This is a genomic window from Nitrospirillum amazonense, assembly GCF_007828045.1.
In the GTDB taxonomy this organism is placed as follows: Bacteria; Pseudomonadota; Alphaproteobacteria; order Azospirillales; family Azospirillaceae; genus Nitrospirillum; species Nitrospirillum amazonense_C.
In genome coordinates this window covers 422,805-439,956 of record NZ_VITN01000002.1, presented here as the reverse complement: position 1 = coordinate 439,956, position 17,152 = coordinate 422,805, and the positions used below count along the sequence as shown (strand labels likewise).

14 protein-coding genes are annotated in these 17,152 nt (G+C 66.7%); 3 read left to right on the top strand and 11 right to left on the bottom strand.

Going from position 1 to position 17,152, the window contains the following annotated elements; all coding sequences use genetic code 11:
* Positions 1-15: 15 nt before the first annotated feature.
* The 7 genes from FBZ89_RS04425 to FBZ89_RS04395 all read right to left on the bottom strand — a co-directional run bounded on the left by FBZ89_RS04425 (position 16) and on the right by FBZ89_RS04395 (position 9,474).
* Entirely contained in the window at positions 16-2,307 is a 2,292-nt protein-coding gene (locus FBZ89_RS04425; protein WP_145748801.1) for a GumC family protein, read from the bottom strand.
* Positions 2,307-3,011, bottom strand: coding sequence for a polysaccharide biosynthesis/export family protein (locus FBZ89_RS04420; RefSeq protein ID WP_145748800.1), 705 nt, complete (start codon positions 3,009-3,011; stop codon positions 2,307-2,309). Before FBZ89_RS04420 ends, FBZ89_RS04425 begins: the two co-directional genes overlap by 1 nt.
* Positions 3,012-3,206: 195 nt before the next feature.
* Entirely contained in the window at positions 3,207-4,523 is a 1,317-nt protein-coding gene (locus FBZ89_RS04415; protein ID WP_186457194.1) for an outer membrane beta-barrel protein, read from the bottom strand.
* A gap of 189 nt (positions 4,524-4,712) precedes the next feature.
* Positions 4,713-6,176, bottom strand: coding sequence for a mannose-1-phosphate guanylyltransferase/mannose-6-phosphate isomerase (locus FBZ89_RS04410; protein WP_145748798.1), 1,464 nt, complete (start codon positions 6,174-6,176; stop codon positions 4,713-4,715).
* Between the two features lie 515 nt (positions 6,177-6,691).
* Positions 6,692-8,218 carry a sensor histidine kinase gene (locus FBZ89_RS04405; protein ID WP_186457193.1) on the bottom strand — a complete coding sequence of 509 codons (1,527 nt, stop codon included), beginning with the start codon at positions 8,216-8,218 and terminating at the stop codon, positions 6,692-6,694.
* Complete coding sequence (locus FBZ89_RS04400; RefSeq protein WP_145748796.1) at positions 8,163-9,047, bottom strand: response regulator transcription factor; 885 nt, start codon at positions 9,045-9,047, stop codon at positions 8,163-8,165. Before FBZ89_RS04400 ends, FBZ89_RS04405 begins: the two co-directional genes overlap by 56 nt.
* Positions 8,983-9,474: a hypothetical protein gene (locus tag FBZ89_RS04395; protein ID WP_145748795.1), complete on the bottom strand. Its 492-nt coding sequence runs from the start codon at positions 9,472-9,474 to the stop codon at positions 8,983-8,985. The genes FBZ89_RS04400 and FBZ89_RS04395 overlap by 65 nt, the downstream gene beginning before the upstream one ends.
* A gap of 782 nt (positions 9,475-10,256) precedes the next feature.
* On the opposite strand from FBZ89_RS04395, the gene FBZ89_RS04390 reads away from it, so the two are divergent.
* A complete protein-coding gene (locus FBZ89_RS04390; RefSeq protein WP_145748794.1) occupies positions 10,257-11,498 on the top strand; it encodes a glycosyl hydrolase family 28-related protein in 1,242 nt (413 codons plus the stop codon).
* Positions 11,499-11,598: 100 nt separating this feature from the next.
* On the opposite strand, the gene FBZ89_RS04385 is transcribed toward FBZ89_RS04390, so the two are convergent.
* Positions 11,599-12,357 (bottom strand): SDR family oxidoreductase, encoded by a 759-nt coding sequence (locus FBZ89_RS04385; RefSeq protein WP_145748793.1) that lies wholly within the window; start codon positions 12,355-12,357, stop codon positions 11,599-11,601.
* 137 nt (positions 12,358-12,494) lie between these two features.
* Here FBZ89_RS04385 and FBZ89_RS31850 point away from each other — a divergent pair, with 137 nt between their 5' ends.
* On the top strand, positions 12,495-13,406 hold the full coding sequence (locus tag FBZ89_RS31850; RefSeq protein WP_145748792.1) for a helix-turn-helix transcriptional regulator: 912 nt from the start codon (positions 12,495-12,497) through the stop codon (positions 13,404-13,406).
* A gap of 25 nt (positions 13,407-13,431) precedes the next feature.
* Here the strand turns inward: FBZ89_RS31850 and FBZ89_RS04375 are convergent, their stop codons facing one another.
* From FBZ89_RS04375 to FBZ89_RS04365, 3 genes are all read right to left on the bottom strand, one after another.
* A complete protein-coding gene (locus FBZ89_RS04375) occupies positions 13,432-14,478 on the bottom strand; it encodes an alpha/beta fold hydrolase (protein WP_425465951.1) in 1,047 nt (348 codons plus the stop codon).
* 164 nt (positions 14,479-14,642) lie between these two features.
* Complete coding sequence (locus tag FBZ89_RS04370) at positions 14,643-15,104, bottom strand: Dps family protein (RefSeq protein WP_145748791.1); 462 nt, start codon at positions 15,102-15,104, stop codon at positions 14,643-14,645.
* 236 nt (positions 15,105-15,340) lie between these two features.
* Entirely contained in the window at positions 15,341-16,039 is a 699-nt protein-coding gene (locus FBZ89_RS04365) for a pirin family protein (protein WP_145748790.1), read from the bottom strand.
* A gap of 146 nt (positions 16,040-16,185) precedes the next feature.
* Here FBZ89_RS04365 and FBZ89_RS04360 point away from each other — a divergent pair, with 146 nt between their 5' ends.
* The gene (locus tag FBZ89_RS04360; protein WP_145748789.1) at positions 16,186-17,124 is read left to right on the top strand and encodes a LysR family transcriptional regulator; all 939 of its coding nucleotides are present in this window, start codon (positions 16,186-16,188) and stop codon (positions 17,122-17,124) included.
* The last annotated feature ends 28 nt before the right edge of the window (positions 17,125-17,152 follow it).

Sequence of the window (17,152 nt, the reverse complement as noted above, 5' to 3'; positions counted from 1 at the left end):
CTTGACCAGAGTGGCTCAGCCGAAGTGATCGGCCAGGGGGCGGGCGTAGTCGTAGTTCAGCGGGCCGTAGCCGTACTGGCGGTAGCGGCGCGGATCGACCCGGGACATGATTACGCCGGTCAGGTCGCACTGCACCTCCACCAGCTGGCGCAGGGCCTGCAGGGCGGCGTTGCGGCGGGTGTGGTCCCAGCGCACGGTGAACAGCACCTTGTCGACCATCCGCGACATGGCCAGCACCTCGGCCCCCACCAGCACCGGTGCGGTGTCGATCAGCACCAGGTCATAGTTCTTGGCGAAGGTCTGCAGCAGGACCCGCATCCGGTCGGACGTCAGCATGCGGGTGTCCTTGGACGTCCAATGGCCGGCGGTGATCAGCTCCAGCCCCGACAGGGTATCGTGGTGGATGCAGTCGTCCAGCACCACGCTGTCATCGGTCAGCAGCGAGGCCAGGCCGTGCTTGTTCGACACGTTGAACAGCTTGTGTTGCGAGGGGGAGCGCCAGTCGCAATCCACAATCAGGATGCGCCGGCCGTGGCTGGCCAGCAGCCGGCCCAGGGCGGCGATGATGACGCTCTTGCCTTCGCCGGGCGCGGCGGAGGACAGCAGCACCGTGCGGGGGCTGTACTCCATCTCCGACAACTCCAGCGCGATGTGGATCTTGCGCAGGGTCTCGGCGAAGGGGGACACAGGCTCGCGCAGCACCTGGGCGGTGGGCGACTTGCCCTTGACCTCCGGCACCAGGGCCACGACCGGGATGCCCGTGGCGCTTTCGATCTGGCTGCTCTGGCGGAAGGTCTGGTCGGCCTCCTCCATCAACAGCGCGATCAGCATGCCGGCGACAGCGCCCACCAGGGTGCCCAGCAACAGGATCAGGGCCTTGGGCGGATAGCTGGCGGACACCGGCGGGGTGGCGCGGGAGATGACGCGGGCGTCGGGCGCCTCCAGCTGCTGGCGGCCGATCAGACGCTTCTCTTCCGTCAGCATGGTCTCCAGCAGATGCCGGTTGACGGCGGCGTCACGCTCCATCGCCTCCAGGTGGATGGCGTTCTGGTTGTCGGAGCCCAAGGAGCCCTTGGCCTCGTTGAAGTCGCGCAGCACGGCGGCGTAGCGGGCGTTGGCCGTGCGGGCCACGTTCTGCAGGCCGTTGATGATGCCCTGCATCTCCGCCTTGATCTTGCGCTGGGCGTCGGCGATCTGCGCCTTGGCGTCGGTGACCTGCGGATGCTTGTCGCCGTAGGTGGCGGACAGCTGGGCCAAGCGCTGCTCGGCGGCGGCCTGCTGCTGCTTCAGCGATTGGATCAGCGGGTTGTTCAGCACCTCCGGCACACTGTCGCCGGTGATGCCCTGGCGCATCAGGTTCTGGGCGTCGTTCAGGTGCGCCTCGGCGTCGGCCTTGGCGGTCTGGGCGGTGATCAGCTGGGTGTTCAGCTCCGTCAGGCGCTGGCCCATGATGCCGGTGCCGTTCTGCTGATCGTACAGGCCGTATTGCTTGCGGTAGTCCTCGATGGCGCGCTCACTATCATCGACCTGCTTGCGCAGGTCGGCGATGCGGCTCTCCATGTACTCCTCGACGCGGCTGGCGGTGCCGACCTTCACGTCGCGCTGTTCCGCAAGGTAGGCGTCGGCGACGGCGTTGGCGACCAGCGAGGCGGTTTCCGGATCGCGGGTGGTGGCGGATATCTTCAGGACATCCGAACGGCCGACCGTGGCGATGTCCAGCTTGGACAGCAGGATGTCGACCGTGCGGTTGTTGATCATGGCGGCCGTGCGGGCCTGCTGTTCCGGCGTTTCCGGCGGCTTGGCCTTGGGCTTGGTCAGCCATTCCGCCACGCTGGTGGGCAGCAGCCGGGCCCAGGCCGGGATCTGCGGCGCCGCTGTCTTGGCGTCCGGATTGAACTCCGGATCGTCGTTCAGGTGCAGCCGGTCGACCACCTTCTGGGCCAGCTCGCGCGACTGGGCCACCAGCCCCTCGCTCTGCACCCGCTCGGCGTTGAAGGTCATGGACGCCATGGTGGGGCCGATGCCTTCCAGCGAGGGCTGCGGTACGCCCACCAGCACCCGGGATTCCGAGGTGTAGCGCGATGGCATGCTCCAGCCGACGATGCCGGCCAGAAGGGCCGTGCCGATGGTGCAGGCCAGCACCAGGCGCCGGTGCGCCCAGATCTTGCGGTAGGTGTCCAGCACGTCCCGCTGCTGTTGCTGCGGCGGGGGCATGTAGACGGGGCGGGGGGCCGGCGGGGCGGCGGTGAGGCGCCGGGGGAGGATGGGACCACCACCCAGGGCGCGGGGCTGCTCGGGCAAAGTCATCAGAAATAGCGCTCCCGGACTGTGATGACGTCGCCGGGTTGGACCGGCGTCGTCGGTTCGGCGTCGACCTGGGTTTTGCTGCCGTCCTTGGCGGTGCGCTGCAGACGGAAGTCGTCGTCACGGGCGCGGTAGGTGAACCCGCCGGCCAGCGCGACGGCGTTCAGGACCGTCATGCCGGAGACGTAGGCGTAGCTGCCGGGGGTCTTGACCTCGCCCAGGATGTAGAAGGGCCGGTAGCTCAGCACTTCCACGCTCACATGGGGGTTCTTGATGTAGTTGGGGGACAGGCTGCCTTCCAGCGCCTTGCCCAACTGGCCTGCCGTCAGCGAGCCGGCGTGCACCTGGCCCACCAGGGGGAAGGACAGGGTGCCGGTACCATCGACGGCGTACTCGCCGGACAGATCCTGCTGGCCGAACACGGTGATGCGCACCCGGTCGCCCGGGCCCAGCTGATAGTCGGCGGCGGCGACGCCACCACCCATGCCGGGACCACCCATATTGGGACCGGCGGGCGCGCCGGGCTTGGACGCCGGGTCGTTGCTGGCAATGGCATCCCCAGCGGCACCCCCAGCGGTGACGTTGGGCGCCGGCGGCTGGCCGGCGTTCTGGGCGTAAGCCGCGTAGGGAAGCGCTAAGGCCCCGGCCACGACCGCCAGGATGGCCAGCCGGGACGAGGATTTGCGGGGGAGGCGGGAAGGCAGCATTCCGGCACCTTCTGCTTGATCGGAGGCAGCCCGGCCGCCTAGGCGCCGGGGTCTCGTTTGTGGGACTTGTGGTGACGGCCCGTTTTTCGTGGGGCTCACACGATAGTTTTATCAAAAGTGGGGGGCGGCGGTTGTGATCAAACGGGGGCCGCCCCCGCCTGCGCTGTGATCACGATGGATACAGTCAGTATTCCCTTACAGATGAAGGGTTAAGCCAACCAAAATGTTGTGATCCGCGTACCCGATTCCGGTGCCATTAGACGATCGGATTTGGTAGTTGTAGCGGACGTTGATGGCGGTCATTTGGTTCATCATGTATTTCGCGCCAAGACCAACGCCATAGACATCATCTGTTCGGCCTATATTTTGAAAATCGTCGGCCTCATGGCTTAGCTGCAGGTGAAGAATGAGGTTACGCAGCAATTCATGGTCCGCCGCCACGGTTTCCTTGGTGGCGAAATAGCCGGCCGCCCCCACGACGATGGTTTCATCGATGTCGCGGGTGATCTCGCCGGTCACGGTCGTCAGCGGCGTCACGTTCCAGGTGATCTTGGCGCCGCCCGTGGGGGCGGAGAAGGTGCCCAGGCGGACGTCGTCATAGTCCTGCGACCGGTATCCGGCGAACAGGTCGATGGAGGTGATGCCCGTCAGGTTGTACTTGCCGCCGACCAGGACGGTGTAGCCGTTGGAATTGCGGTTGAACCCGCTCATGTCCGACGTGCTGTCATAGTTGCGCGTGTTGTAGGCGCCCTTCACATACAGCTCATACAGGCCCTGGATGGTGTAACCGGTGCGGACGCTGACCTCGTTCTCATCGTGGTTCTGGCGTTCCCACAGGATGGTGCGGCCATCGAAGGTCTGGGCGTTGGCGAAGTCGTAGCGGTTGTAGCTGTCGCCCAGCTCGACGAACAGGTTGCCGAATTCCTTGTGCCCGACCACGCTGGCCGAGGCCTGGTTGTATTCGGTCGGGTCGGCCTGGCCGACGATGTTGTTGGGCGAGGTGCGGGGCAGGTGCCACAGGCTGTAGTCGGCGCCGCCGGATATCCACGCGTCGTGGTAGACCTCCAGCCGGCCGTCCGCCCCGATGTCGTAGTTGGCGTAGTTCTCGCGGCTGTGCTGGGCGTACCAGTCGATGTCGCCGCTGGCGTGCAGGTTCAACTGGTGCACGTTCCAGTTCGACTTCAGCTCCAGCTTGGGCTGCAGCACCGTGATCAGGTCGCTGGTGTCATGCCCCTGCGTCGCATAGATGTTGCTGTCGAAGACCTCGTCCAGCGTGACGCTGGGATAGAGGATGAAGCCACCCATCCGGATGCCCGGCGGATCGAATTCGGGGTGCTGCCGGGTGGCCACCGTGTCGTCCGGCGACGTTTCCGTCTGGGCGTTGGCGGGGACGGCGGCCAGACCGCCGGTCAGCGCCAGCCCGGCCGCAGCCAGCAGCAGGCGCCGTTTCAGGCCGCCGGCCTCCGTCGTCTCCGCGGCCGGGTGAAGCCGGGCGAGAGGGCGATCGTACATCACCCTCCCGAACGACGGGATGGGATGGCGTCGATGGTATTCAGGCATCGGATTTGACCTCGGGCTTGGCGCGTTGCCCTTGCGGGACCGCGTCTTGGTTTAAAAACGGGTTGCCCCCCGTTCCCCGCCCGTTTCCGCGTCAATTGGCTCCCTCTCCCCGGGTTGGGTCCCGGGAAAATGGGGCCGCGCTCACGCGCGGCCGTAGGTATCGGACAGACGCACGATGTCGTCTTCGCCCAGATAGGCGCCAGATTGCACTTCAATCAGGTGCAGGGGCAGTTTGCCGGGGTTCTCCAGGCGGTGCTCCATGCCGATGGGGATGTGAACGGACTCGTTCTCCCGCACCAGGCGGTTTTCGCCGTCGCGCTGCACCAGCGCGGTGCCCTGGACGACGATCCAATGTTCCGCGCGGTGGTGGTGCTTCTGCAGGCTGAGGCGCGCACCCGGCTTCACCATGATGCGCTTGACCTGGAAGCGGTAGCCGACGTCCACGGCGCGGTAATAGCCCCACGGCCGGTAGACCGTGGTGTGGTGGGTCTCCTCCGAACGGTTGCGGCGGCGCAGTTGCTCCACCACCTTGCCCACGTTCTTGGCGTGGGCGGCGTCGGCCACCAGCACGGCGTCGTCCGTGGCGACAATCACCAGATCCTCCACGCCGATGGCGGCCACCAGGCGGCCGTCGGAGTGGACGTAGCTGTTCTTCACGTCCTGCAGGATGACGTCGCCCTGCTCGACATTGCCGGCATCGTCCTTGTGGCTGACGTCCCACAGGGACCGCCAGGACCCGACATCGCACCAGGCCATTTCCACCGGGATGACGGCGGCCTTGTCGGTGTGCTCCATGACCGCATGGTCGATGGAGAGGGACGCGGCGGCGGTGAAGCAGGCCTCATCCAGGCGGAAGAAGCCATTATCCTCCTTGCCGGCGGAAATGGCCTCGCGCACGGCGGTCACCATGTCCGGCTGCAGGCGCTCCAGCTCGGCGATGTACTGGCGGGCCGACATCAGGAAGATGCCGCTGTTCCACAGGTAGTTGCCGCTGGCGAGATAGCGCTCCGCCGTCTCCGTATTGGGCTTCTCGGCGAAATGCTCGACCGCGCGCACGCCGTCCACGCCCGCCAGCGGGGCGCCGGTGCGGATGTAGCCGTAGCCGGTTTCCGGCTTGTCGGGCACGACGCCGAAGGTGACCAGATGGCCGGCCTGCGCCGCCGGCACGCCCTTGGCCACGGCCAGGTAGAAGTCGGGTAGCGCGCCGATCAGATGGTCACAGGGCTGGGCCAGCATCAGGGCGTCGGGATCGCGGTCCATCAACCACAGGGCGACGGCGGCGATGGCGGGCGCCGTGTTGCGGGCGGCGCTCTCCAGGATGATGGTCTGCGGTTCGATCCCCATCCCGTGCAACTGCTCGTGGATCATGAACCGGTGTTCCTCGTTGCAGATGACGACGGGGTCGGCGAAGCCGGCGTCGCCCAGGCTGCGCGCAGCCGTCTCCTGCAACAGGGTTCGGTCCGAGGTCAGGGCCAGGAATTGCTTGGGATGGATCGCCCGGGAGAGGGGCCACAGCCGGGTGCCGGCGCCGCCGGACAGAAGAACCGGATGGATTTGCGTGGTCCGCAGGGCTCGGGTGGACACGCGCTCCGTCACGTCATGCATTTTATGACCGCTCCGCTTCAGGGTGGGAACCTTTGCAGATGACGCTACGGGGCAGGCCGAACCGGGGCCAGTGACCAAGCCGTGGCCGGGAGATTTGCAGGAGGCCACCAGGCGCATCGGGCCTCCGCCTTTACGCCTAGGAAGGGTAGGACGGTGGTGTCCGCTTTCAAGAGCGGGTGCGTCACGCTGGCGCAGATGCGGCAACGCCGCCCGTTTCGGGGCGACGCTGCACGTTATGGGCGAAGTGGTTGGGGGTCGGGGCGCCGGAGGCGGCAGGTCCCGCGCCTCCAGCCGGGCCAGCAGCGCGGCCAGGCTGGGGAAAGCGGTACTGGTCGGTGGTGACCAGCAGGATGTCGGGGCTCGTGCTCGTGGCGATACGCCCCCCCCGTGTCCGACGCCGCTCCAAGTGTGGTTGTCAAGCGATCACAACTAAAGCGAGCGATGACGGCGCGCCACACTATAATGGAGAGCGATCATCGCCACGATTTTCCCTTAAGAGCTGTGTTGACGGGAATTTACGTCGCGGACGGCAGGACGATGTGGACCTTCAGGCCGCCACCGATGCGGTTAGTGGCGGTGACCGTGCCGCCCAGCGCCTCGACATTGCGCTTCACGATCCACAGGCCCAGGCCGGCGTGGCCGGGCGATCCCGCCTTGGCGTCGCGGCGGGCGTGATCGGGCGGGCGCAGGGAGAAATAGCGATCAAAGATGTTGTCGATCTTGTCCGGGTCGATACCGGGGCCGCTGTCCTCGATGGTCAGGTTGATGACGCCGTCCTCCTCCTGCAGGCGCACGGCGATGGCGCCCGCGTCGGGGGTGAAACTGACGGCGTTGTCCAGGATGTTCTCCACCACCACGGCCAGGGCGACCTTGCCGGCGCGGACCAGCACGTCGGGGGGCAACTGGCGGCTGAGGCGGATCTGTCGCGCCACCAGCACCTCGCGGTAGCTTTTCAGGATGTCGGCCACGATCTGGGTCAGGTCCACCGCCTCGCGCGGGGACTCGATCATGTCCGCCATGGTGTTATCCAGGCATTGCGAGGCGGAGATCAACGCCTTCAGCCGGTCCAGCGACAGCTCGATCAATTCGGCGGCGCGCTTGCCCCGGGCGTGCTCCGCCGGGATCAGGCGCTTCAGCGGTTCCAGGCAGGCTTGGATGGTGGCGACCGGCCCCTTGAAGGAATGGGCGTTGTCCTCCGCCGTCTGACGAATGACGCCGGCCACATGGTGCAGGTCGTGCACCAAGCCGTCGAAGTCGCGGGCCACACTGTCCAGTTCGGGAATGGCGTTGCGGCTGGCGAAGGTGTTGCCGGCCACACGGCCCTGCCGGATTTCACGGGCGACGTGGCGGAAGTGGCGGATGTGGCGGCGTACGGACAGGGCGGTCAGCAGGGCGATGACGGCCACGGCCAGGTACAGCATCAACGACAGCCGCACCTGCGGCGTCTGCCAGTAGGGGCGGCCGATGGCGGTGGCCAGCAACTCCGACGTGACGTGGGAGGAAACCAGGACCCAGCAGCCCCAGCGGCTCTGGATGGGCACGACGGAGGTCAGGATCTCCTCATGCCCGGTGGGCTGGGTATAGCGAATGTCGACCGGCTTGTCCCAGGTGCAGCTTTCCGCCACCTGCGAGACGATGCCGTGGCGCTGCAGGTTGTCCAGGATGGCGCCAAGGTCGGCCGCGCCGACCTTGGGCGCCGAGGCCAAAAAGTAGAAGCCGCCGTCCTGGCCGGCGGCCCCACCCTTGGGCTGGAACATCAGTTTCAGGTTGGTGCCGTCACCGCCGTACTTGGCCAGCTCCTCGTTCAAGGACGCGGTGGGCGGGCCGCTTTCGCGGTTCAGCAGCGGCTTCAAGGCCTGGGCGATGAGCCAGCTGCTGTACCGCAGGTTCTTGGTGACAATCTCCCTTTCCTTGCGATCCGCCGTCTCGAACTGGCCGTAGAGGATGAAGGGAAGGGCGGCGAAGATGACGAGCAGGAAGCCCAGTCTAACCGTGAGTGATCCGGATATCCTGCGGGCGGCCCATCTCAGACGCTGTGGCATCGACGCTTGCCGGGTCACGCCATCGGTAGCCGAAGGCCGCGAAATTCTCAATTTCCGCAAAGCCACGATCGATAGCATTGAACTTGCTCCGGATCCGCTTGATCGACGAGCGCACGTTGGTCCGGAAGCCATCCTCGCCGCTGCCGGCGACGAACCCGCTCCAATGCACGCGGTCGTAAATGGCCCGGTAGGTGACGTGCTCGCCCAAATTGGCCACCATGAACTCGACGATACTAAATTCGGTAACCGTAAGCATCACGTCGCGACCCTGCCAAAAGGCTCGGTTGACCTTAGGCTTAAGGGTAAGCTTGCCGCAGACGATCTCATCGCCCGACTTAGCCGTAGGGGTAGGGGCGGCGGCCACGGGCGGTTGCAGGATCAGGCGGATGCGGCGGGCCAGGACGGACATGCCGCGGGTCTTGTCGATGAAGTCGACCGCGCCGCGATCCAGGGCCAGCGTCTCGTTGGCGGGCATGGACATGCCGGTCAGGAAGATGACCGGGATGCGGCAGCCGCGCCGCCGCAGGTCGGGCAGCAGGTCGATGCCCAGCGTGCGCTCCAGGCACCAGTCGATGACCAGGATGTCGGCGGCGCCGTCATCCAGGCCCGAGCCGTCGGGGCTGGCCAGGTAGTTGATCAGCGACTTCGCATCGGCGAAGCCGGTGACGGTGAAGCCCAGGTCCTCCAGTTCGCCCGTGGCCGCCTCACGGAAGGCCTCGTCATCATCGACAAGGACCACGCGGGCCGGCACGGTCGGCAGGACATCATTTGGCTTGAGCCACGGACCGGAGGTCGGCCAGGCAGTAGCGTTTGCGGTCGCCGGTGTCATTGTCACTTGTCACCTCATAGCTTAGGACGCGGTAAGCCTGCGTCTTGATGTCGGGGTACAGTGTCAGGTCGACGGTGCAAGTCCCGTGGCGGTAGAGCCATTCCTTCCCCGGGGACAAGTCCTGCTGCGAGGAGGGCGGACCCATCAAGGCCTGTAACTGGGATTCGTCCATACCCACCAGGTCGACATCGGACGCCACGGCGGCACTGGCCGCCGCTGGTGTCGTCTGGGACGGGATGGGGGAGGGGGGCGTGCGGCGGGCGGCCGCCACGCGGGCGGTGTCACCCGTCGAGGCGGTCCCGCTGGCGGCGGGGGCCGCCGGGGCCTTGGCGCGGGTGGGGGCCGGTCGGGTGACCGCGATCTTCTGGGGGGCGGGCTTGGCCTGCTCCCATGGCGGCAGCCAAGCGGTGCAGCCTGACAGCAGCATCAGCCCGACCAGGCCTGCCCGATGCCAAAGTTTTGCGCACACCACAAAAAACCTCCATAAGGGACGACCTCCGTCAGCCCGCCCTCCGGCTGTGAAGCCAAGGGGCCGGTCACGCGCATCTATGGGGTGGTCCCTCCCGGGGAGCCTGCCTTCGAAGGCCGTGGTCCCCGGTAGGCTGGGGCCGCCGCCTTTTTTTATGGTTAAGAAGTCGTCCGCCCCGTTAGTCGCACGGGATCATGGCATCACCGTGGCGTGGGGCCGGCCGCTTGTTTCCTACCGAAAGGCTACTGGTTGGACGGAACTGTTTGGTTAGGTCGATACCGATTGAGCAAGTGGTGATTACATACAATTTAACATAAAGGCAATCTATCAAACGGGTTGGTGCCGTTTGCAAGCAGGGGAACAATGCCTTGCAGTGGCGTGTGCCCGCCATTGGGCATTCGGCGAACACAGTTTCGTCACATGGCGCGGGTGGCATATGTCTATTGCAGTGCGGTATATGACTAAAACCCGCCTATGCCTCCAGTGGTGCATGGAATTGGCCTAAAATGGCCAGATATTTGCTGTCCGAGGTATGCCGAATGCTACTTCTCTTGGTGTCGTTTTGGTCTTGCGAGACTGTACATGTCGGTGAATTCTGATACGGCACCGCCGAAAGAGAGCTGCCGCCCTCTTCCCCCATAGGTCTAGCGCTCCTTAAGCTGGAACTTCCTAAACGGCCAGGAAATTCAGGCTTCAACAGGGGCAGCGGCGGGACACATTGTTCTTCAGCGAGGTAAGTCATGGATCGCCGACATTTGATCGCGGCCGGTGCCGCGCTGCCCTTCGGCTTGTCTACGGTGGCCGCCGCGCGCGCGGGCGCGGCATCAGCCCCCGATCAGGCCGGGGGGGCCGTTGCGGAGGGAAACGTCCAGGTGGCGCAAACCGCCACGGCCAAGGCCACCCCCACCATCTATGACTACGGTGCCATCGGCGACGGTGTCACCGACGACAGCGCCGCCTTCTCCAAGGCCTTGGCGGCGGCGGCCACCAAGGGCCTGATGGTCATCGTGCCGGCCGGCACCTACGCCATCGCCAAGACCATCTCCTTCGTGTCCACCCAGGACGCGGGCAGGCCGTGGGGGTTGCAGGCGCAGGGCGCCACGCTGGTGTCGACCATCACCAACGGCACCGACATCATGAGCCTGCAGGCGGTCAACACCGTCCGCTACTTCCGCATCCTGGGCGCCATGAAGATTCTGGGCAGCGGCAAGGACGGCAACGGCTTGCGCATCATCGCCTACGGCAGTTCCTATTTCTTCTACAACGTCACGCTGGACGGGCTGTGCATCGAAGGCGCGGGTCTGAATGGCCTGCTGTTCGAGGGCAACGTCTTCGAATCCCTGCTGGTCGGCTGCTTCTTCCAGGACTGCAAACAGAACGGCGCCGTCTTTGCCCAGTCCAAGGGCGGCGTCTGCTCCGCCATCACCGTGGTGGGCTGCTTCTTCGCCCAGAATACCAAGTGCGGAATGATGGCCACCAACTTTGACTCGACGTACGGCGGCACCACCGACGTCCGCATCTTTGGCGGTTACTGCCGCGATAACGGCAGCTACGGCTTCTACTACAACAACGGCACCTCCAGCGGTGCGGCCATCGAGCAGGTGGGTTTCGAGAACAACTGCCGGTCGCTGTCGCCGGGCGACCCCAACGGCGCCCATGTCTACGGCTTGGTGCAGATGCGGCTGCGCAACTGCACCGGCTATAATGAGGGCGGCGGGGCCACCTACATGGTGCGCGGCTGGTTCAGTAACCTGACGGTGCTGGACAATTGCGACCAGTCGTCCGGCGGGGCCATGGCCACCACCGGCAAGTCACGGCTGGCGCAAGTGAACGGCAACGCCGCCGGCCACGTGCTGATGCGCCAGTCCGGCGGCGGCTTCGACATGGTCAGCGGCGCCGGCTGCACCTGGGCGGCCGAGAATTGCTACGGCACGTCGCCCGTTGGCACGCTGAACCTGAAAGCCACGGTCACGTCCGGTTAAGGTGCGTAACCGGATTCCAGTTAAGCTGCACCGGATCGGCGAGGTCGCCACCCGCCGATCCGGTGCCGCGTCTCACCGGCGCGCCGTTACCAGGGCGCCGTCACCAGGGCAAGGCGCCTTCGTCGTTGAAAAAGCCGCCGGTCGGCCCATCGGCCGGCAGCAGCGCCAGACGGATAGGCGTCACCGCCCCTTGCGCCGGCGTCCGCGGCCCGCTGTGGCGGTTGAGGTCGGTTGCGCAGTGACCGGGGCAGGCGCTGTTCACCTTGATGGGCGTGTCCTTCAGCACCTTGGCCAACTGCGCCGTGATGCCGTTCAACGCCGCCTTGGATGAGGCATAGGCCGGGACGGCCAGCCCAGCGTACGGATGCCTGGGATCGCTCATATTGGTCAGCGAGCCCAGGCCGCTGGAAACGTTGACGATGCGCCCGGCGGGGGCCTGAAGCAGCAGCGGCAGCATGGCCTGGGTCACGGCGACGGGACCGAAGACGTTGGTTTCATAGACGCGCCGCATCACCTCCACGTCCACCAGGGGCTTGCCCTCGCGTGCGGCGTCGGCCTCTTCCCGCGCCGCGATGCCCGCGTTGTTCACCAGGATGTCCAACCGGCCGAAGCGTTGGGCGATCCGCCCCGCCGCGTCCTGGGCGGAGGCCGCGTCGGTCACGTCCAGGGTCAGGGCGTGCGCGTGCAGGCCTTCCTGCGTCAGGTGGCCGGCGGCATCGCGGCCCAGCGCCTCGTTGCGGCAGCCCAGCAGCACGGTGATGCCCTGACGGCCCAGGCCCCGGGCGATTTCCAGGCCGATGCCCTTGTTGGCACCGGTGACGAGGGCCACGCGCGAATCGGTGGGAAGGGTGTTTGTCATGGTCATTCTCCAGGCTTTTGGGGGCGGGGTTGGGGGCATGGGCGCTGTGCTGTGCCCGACCGGTCTGGACCTGAAGATGATCGATCCCATATCCTATAAGAAGAATCTGGTTATCCTACTATTGAGACTATCAGGCTATGGACGGTCCCTCCTTGGCCAACGGCGCCGCCGCCGGCGGCAACACGGCCTTCGCCGATTTCCTGCGTGACCGGCGCCAGCATCTGGATCCGGCCTCTGTCGGCCTGCCAGTTGGCCGGCGCCGGCGCACCCCCGGCTTGCGGCGGGAGGAGGTGGCGCAGTTGGCCGACATCGGCACCGCCTGGTACACGGCGCTGGAACAGGGGCGCGACGTGCGCCCGTCCGACCAGGTGCTGGCCAACCTGGCCCGCGCCCTCCGGCTGACGGCGGTGGAGCGCGACCACCTGTTTACCCTCGCGGGTCGGCGGCCCCCCGCCCGCCTGGAAGGCGCCAGCGACGGGGTGGATGCGCAGTCGCTGGCGCTGCTGCGCCGGCTGGAGCCGGATCCGGCCTATATCGTGGATGCGCGCTGGGATGTGCTGGCCTGGAATCAGGGGGCGGCCGACCTGTTCCGCTTCGATGCGGCGGCGCCGGCCTATGGGCGCAACATGCTGTGGCGCTATTTCACCCGTTCCCCGATGCCGGAGGAGCGGGCGGACTGGAACGCCACCGCCCGCGCGCTGGCCTCCATCTTCCGGGGGCAGAGTGCGGCCCATGCCAACGACCCGCGCTTCCGGGATCTGATCGACGATTTGCTGGCGGCCAGCGAAACCTTCCGCCGGGTATGGCCGGGGCAGGAGGTGCGGGCACTATGCGCCGGCCGCAAGTGGGTGAACCATCCGGTGCGGGGCCGGCAGGAATACGACTTCGTACCCCTGGCGCTGCCGTCGATGCCGGGGGCGTCGCTGATGGTCTATCTGGCGTGCCCGCCCGCGGCGGCCAGCGGGACTGCGGGCAACGGGACTGCGGGCAACGGGACTGCGGCCAGCGGGAACCCAGCGGAAGACGCCGCCGCCGGGGACGCGGCGTAGACCGCGCCCCCGGCGGTTCTTCGGATCAGCCTTTGATGAAGGCCAGCAGGTCGGCGTTGATGGCGTCGGCATGGGTGGTGGCCATGCCGTGGGGGTAGCCCTTGTACACCTTCAGGGTGCCGTTCTTGACCAGCTTGGCCGACAGCAGGGCGGAGTCCGCGATCGGCACGATCTGGTCGTCGTCGCCGTGCAGGATCAGCACCGGCACGTCGATCTTCTTCAGGTCCTCGGTGAAATCGGTTTCCGAGAAGGCCTTGATGCAGTCGTAGTGGGCCTTGATGCCACCCATCATGCCCTGGCGCCACCAATTGTTGATCACGCCTTCCGAGACCTTGGCGCCGGCGCGGTTGAAGCCGTAGAAGGGGCCGGCCGGGATGTCGCGGTAAAACTGGGCGCGGTTGGCCACCAGTTGGGCGCGGAAGCCGTCGAACACCTCCAGCGGCAGGCCGCCGGGGTTCTTGTCGGACTTCACCATGATGGGCGGAACGGCGCCGATCAGGACGGCCTTGGCGACGCGGCCCTTTTCGGCGCGGGCGACATAGTGTGCCACCTCGCCACCGCCGGTGGAATGGCCCACGTGGATGGCGTTCTTCAGATCCAGGGCGGCGGCCAGGGCGATGACGTCGGCCGCGTAGGTGTCCATCTCGTTGCCGGTGTCGGTCTGGGTGGAGCGGCCGTGGCCGCGGCGGTCATGGGCGATGACGCGGTAGCCGTGGGCCAGGAAGAACATCATCTGGTTGTCCCAGTCATCGGCGCTCAACGGCCAGCCGTGATGGAAGACGATGGGCTGAGCCGTCTTGGGACCCCAGTCCTTGTAGAAAATCTGGACGCCGTCCTTGGTGGTGATGAAGCTCATGGCATGGGTTCCTTGATCGGCCGCGTGCGGACCGGTGGCGGGAGAAACGGTATCGGTGGGGGCGGCGAGGGCCGTCGCGGCGCCGCCGGGCAGGACGAGGGCGGCGAGGGCGCCGCCGCCCATCAACACGGCGCGGCGGGCGGTGTTCGGCTCGCCATCGGCGGCCGGCTGGCCATCGCTGGCTGGGGAGGGGGAGATGCGGGTGTTCAGAGTCATGACCCTGCTGTTCCTTGGTGTGTCCGGAACCGGGACCCGGCCCCCGACGGCGCCCAAGGTAGGGGCGACCGGGGGCCGGTGACTTGCAGGGTTGAACGCGATTTGGCTGTTTGTGCGCTGAAATGATGAACCGGCCGAAAGAAAAGCGGGCCGGAACAAGGGCATCAGTCCTTGGTGATGGTCTGGTTCAGGAACCAGGCGCGCTCTTCCGCCTCATCGATCCAGTTTTCCAGCAGGCTGGCGGAGGCGACGTCGCCCGCCTCGTCGCAAACCTCATGCGCCTCGCGCAGGATGCCGGCCAGGGTGACGTTGTCCTCGTGCAGCTCGCGCAGCATGTCCAGGGCGCCCACCTTCTCGGCATCGTTGTCCTTGATGCGCTGCAGCTTGGCGATCTGCCCGATGGACTTCAGGGTGGTGCCGCCCACCTTGCGCACGCGCTCGGCGATGGCGTCAGTGGTGGCGAAAATCTCCGCCGCCTGCGCGTCCAGCAGCAGATGGTATTCGCGGAAGTGCGGGCCGGAGATGTGCCAGTGGAAATTCTTGGTCTTCAGGTACAGGGCGAACATGTCGGCCAGCAGCGGCGTCAGCGCGCCTGGGACGCCCTGGAAATTCGGCTTGGTGCTCATGGGTCGGAACTCCCGTCGTGGATCGTGAGGATGCGTGGGGCGTAACAGCCCGTTTCGCTCCTGTCTTGTAGAGTTGCCCCCGTCTTGAACGGTTGCACGACTATCGCCAGGAGCCGCCGGTATCGGCGGCCAGCATCAAGCATTTAGGGCCTCGCCGCGCCGTTCCAACCCCATGGGGCGGTGATACGGGGCCGAGGGCCGGGGCGCCGCCAGCTGCGGCGGCGCCCCGATACGCGTCAGGCGGCGTCGACCAGCACCACCTCGGCGTCTTCCACACCCACCACCTCGACCGTGGCCTGGTCGGTGATGGCGGCGCCGTCACGGGCCTCGATCCGGACGCCGTCGATTTCCACCACGCCCGTGGCCGGAACCAGGTAGACATGGCGGCTGGGATCGACGGTCAGGGTCACCCGCTCGCCCGCCTTCACCGTGGCGCCCATCACCCGGGCCTTGGCGCGGATGGGCAGGGCGCCCTCATCATTGGTGAAGCCGCTGGCCAGGGTCACGAACTTGCCGGACCGGTCGGCCTTGGGAAAAGGCTTGGCCCCCCAGGAGGGTGTGCCGCCCCGCGTCTCCGGCTGGATCCAGATCTGGAAGATGCGGGTGGTTTCGTTCTCCAGGTTGTATTCGGCGTGGCGGATGCCGGAACCGGCCGACATCACCTGCACGTCGCCGGCCTCGGTACGGCCTTCGTTGCCCTGGCTGTCCTGGTGGGTGATGGCGCCGTCGCGGACATAGGTAATGATCTCCATATCCGCATGCGGGTGCGGCGGGAAGCCGGACTTGGGCGCGATCTCATCATCGTTCCAGACCCGCAGGCTGCCCCAGCCCATGTTGGCCGGGTCGTAGTAGCTGGCGAACGAGAAGTGGTGCTTGGCCTTCAGCCAACCATGGTTGGCGCCACCCAGCTTGGCGAACGGACGACGTTCAATCATGACAAAGCTCCTTGCTTTCATCTTCGGCGCGGCGTCGGTGGGCGCCGCTGACAGGACCTAAGATGGTCCCGGTTGACGCTGGCGAAAATAGAAACTATGGAACTTCATCATTTCCATTTTTGATGTCGTGATGCTGGAGAGCCCGCATGCCCATCCCCGACCTTGAGGCCTGGGCCATCTTCGCCAAGGTGGCGGAAACCGGGTCCTTCGCCGCCGCCGCCAGTGACTTCGGCGTCTCCAACGCCACCGTCTCCAAGGCGATGAAACGGTTGGAGGAACGGCTGGGTGAACGGCTGATCCACCGCACGTCCCGCCGCTTCTCCCTGACCGAGACGGGGCGGGTGCTGGCGGTGCGCGCGGCCCAGATCCTGGCGGAGGGGGAGGCGGTGGAGGCGGAGGCCCAGGCCAAGTCCAGCCAGCCGCACGGGCGGGTGCGCTTGGCCGCCCCCATGTCCTTCGGCGTGCGCCATGTGGCGCCGGCCTTGCCGGCCTTCCTGGCGGCCTACCCCGACGTCACGGTGGACTTGCAGCTGGATGACCGGCTGGTTGATCTGGTGGCGGGGGGCGTGGACGTGGCGCTGCGCATCGCCGAACTGGCGGACTCCAGCCTCATGACCCGGCGTCTGTGCCCCGTGCGGCGTTGGGTGGTCGGGGCGCCCAGCTATTTCGCCCGCCGCGGCATGCCCGCCCGGCCGCGCGACCTGAAGGACCACGCCTGCCTGGTCTACAGTTACCTGGCGACGGGGGAGACCTGGCGCTTCGTCCATTTGGACGGCACCGAGGAATCGGTGCGGGTCAAGGGCCCATTGAGCGCGACCAACGCCGACGCGCTGCAGGACGCGCTGCTGGCCGGGCTGGGCGTGGCCATGCAGCCGGATTTCCTGGCGTGGGAGGCGGTGCGCGACGGCCGTCTGGTGGTCGCCTGCCGCGACTGGGCACCGCCACCCCTGGCCATCAACCTGGTGACGCCGGCGGGCGGCCCGCGCGCCGCCCGGGTGGCGGTGCTGCTGGATTTCCTGGCGCACCGCTTCACCGCCGGCTCCGCCCCCTGGACACTGGAGCTGGCTGAACGCGGTTCCATCTAAGGCAGGCGTATAGGGTGTCTGGGGAATA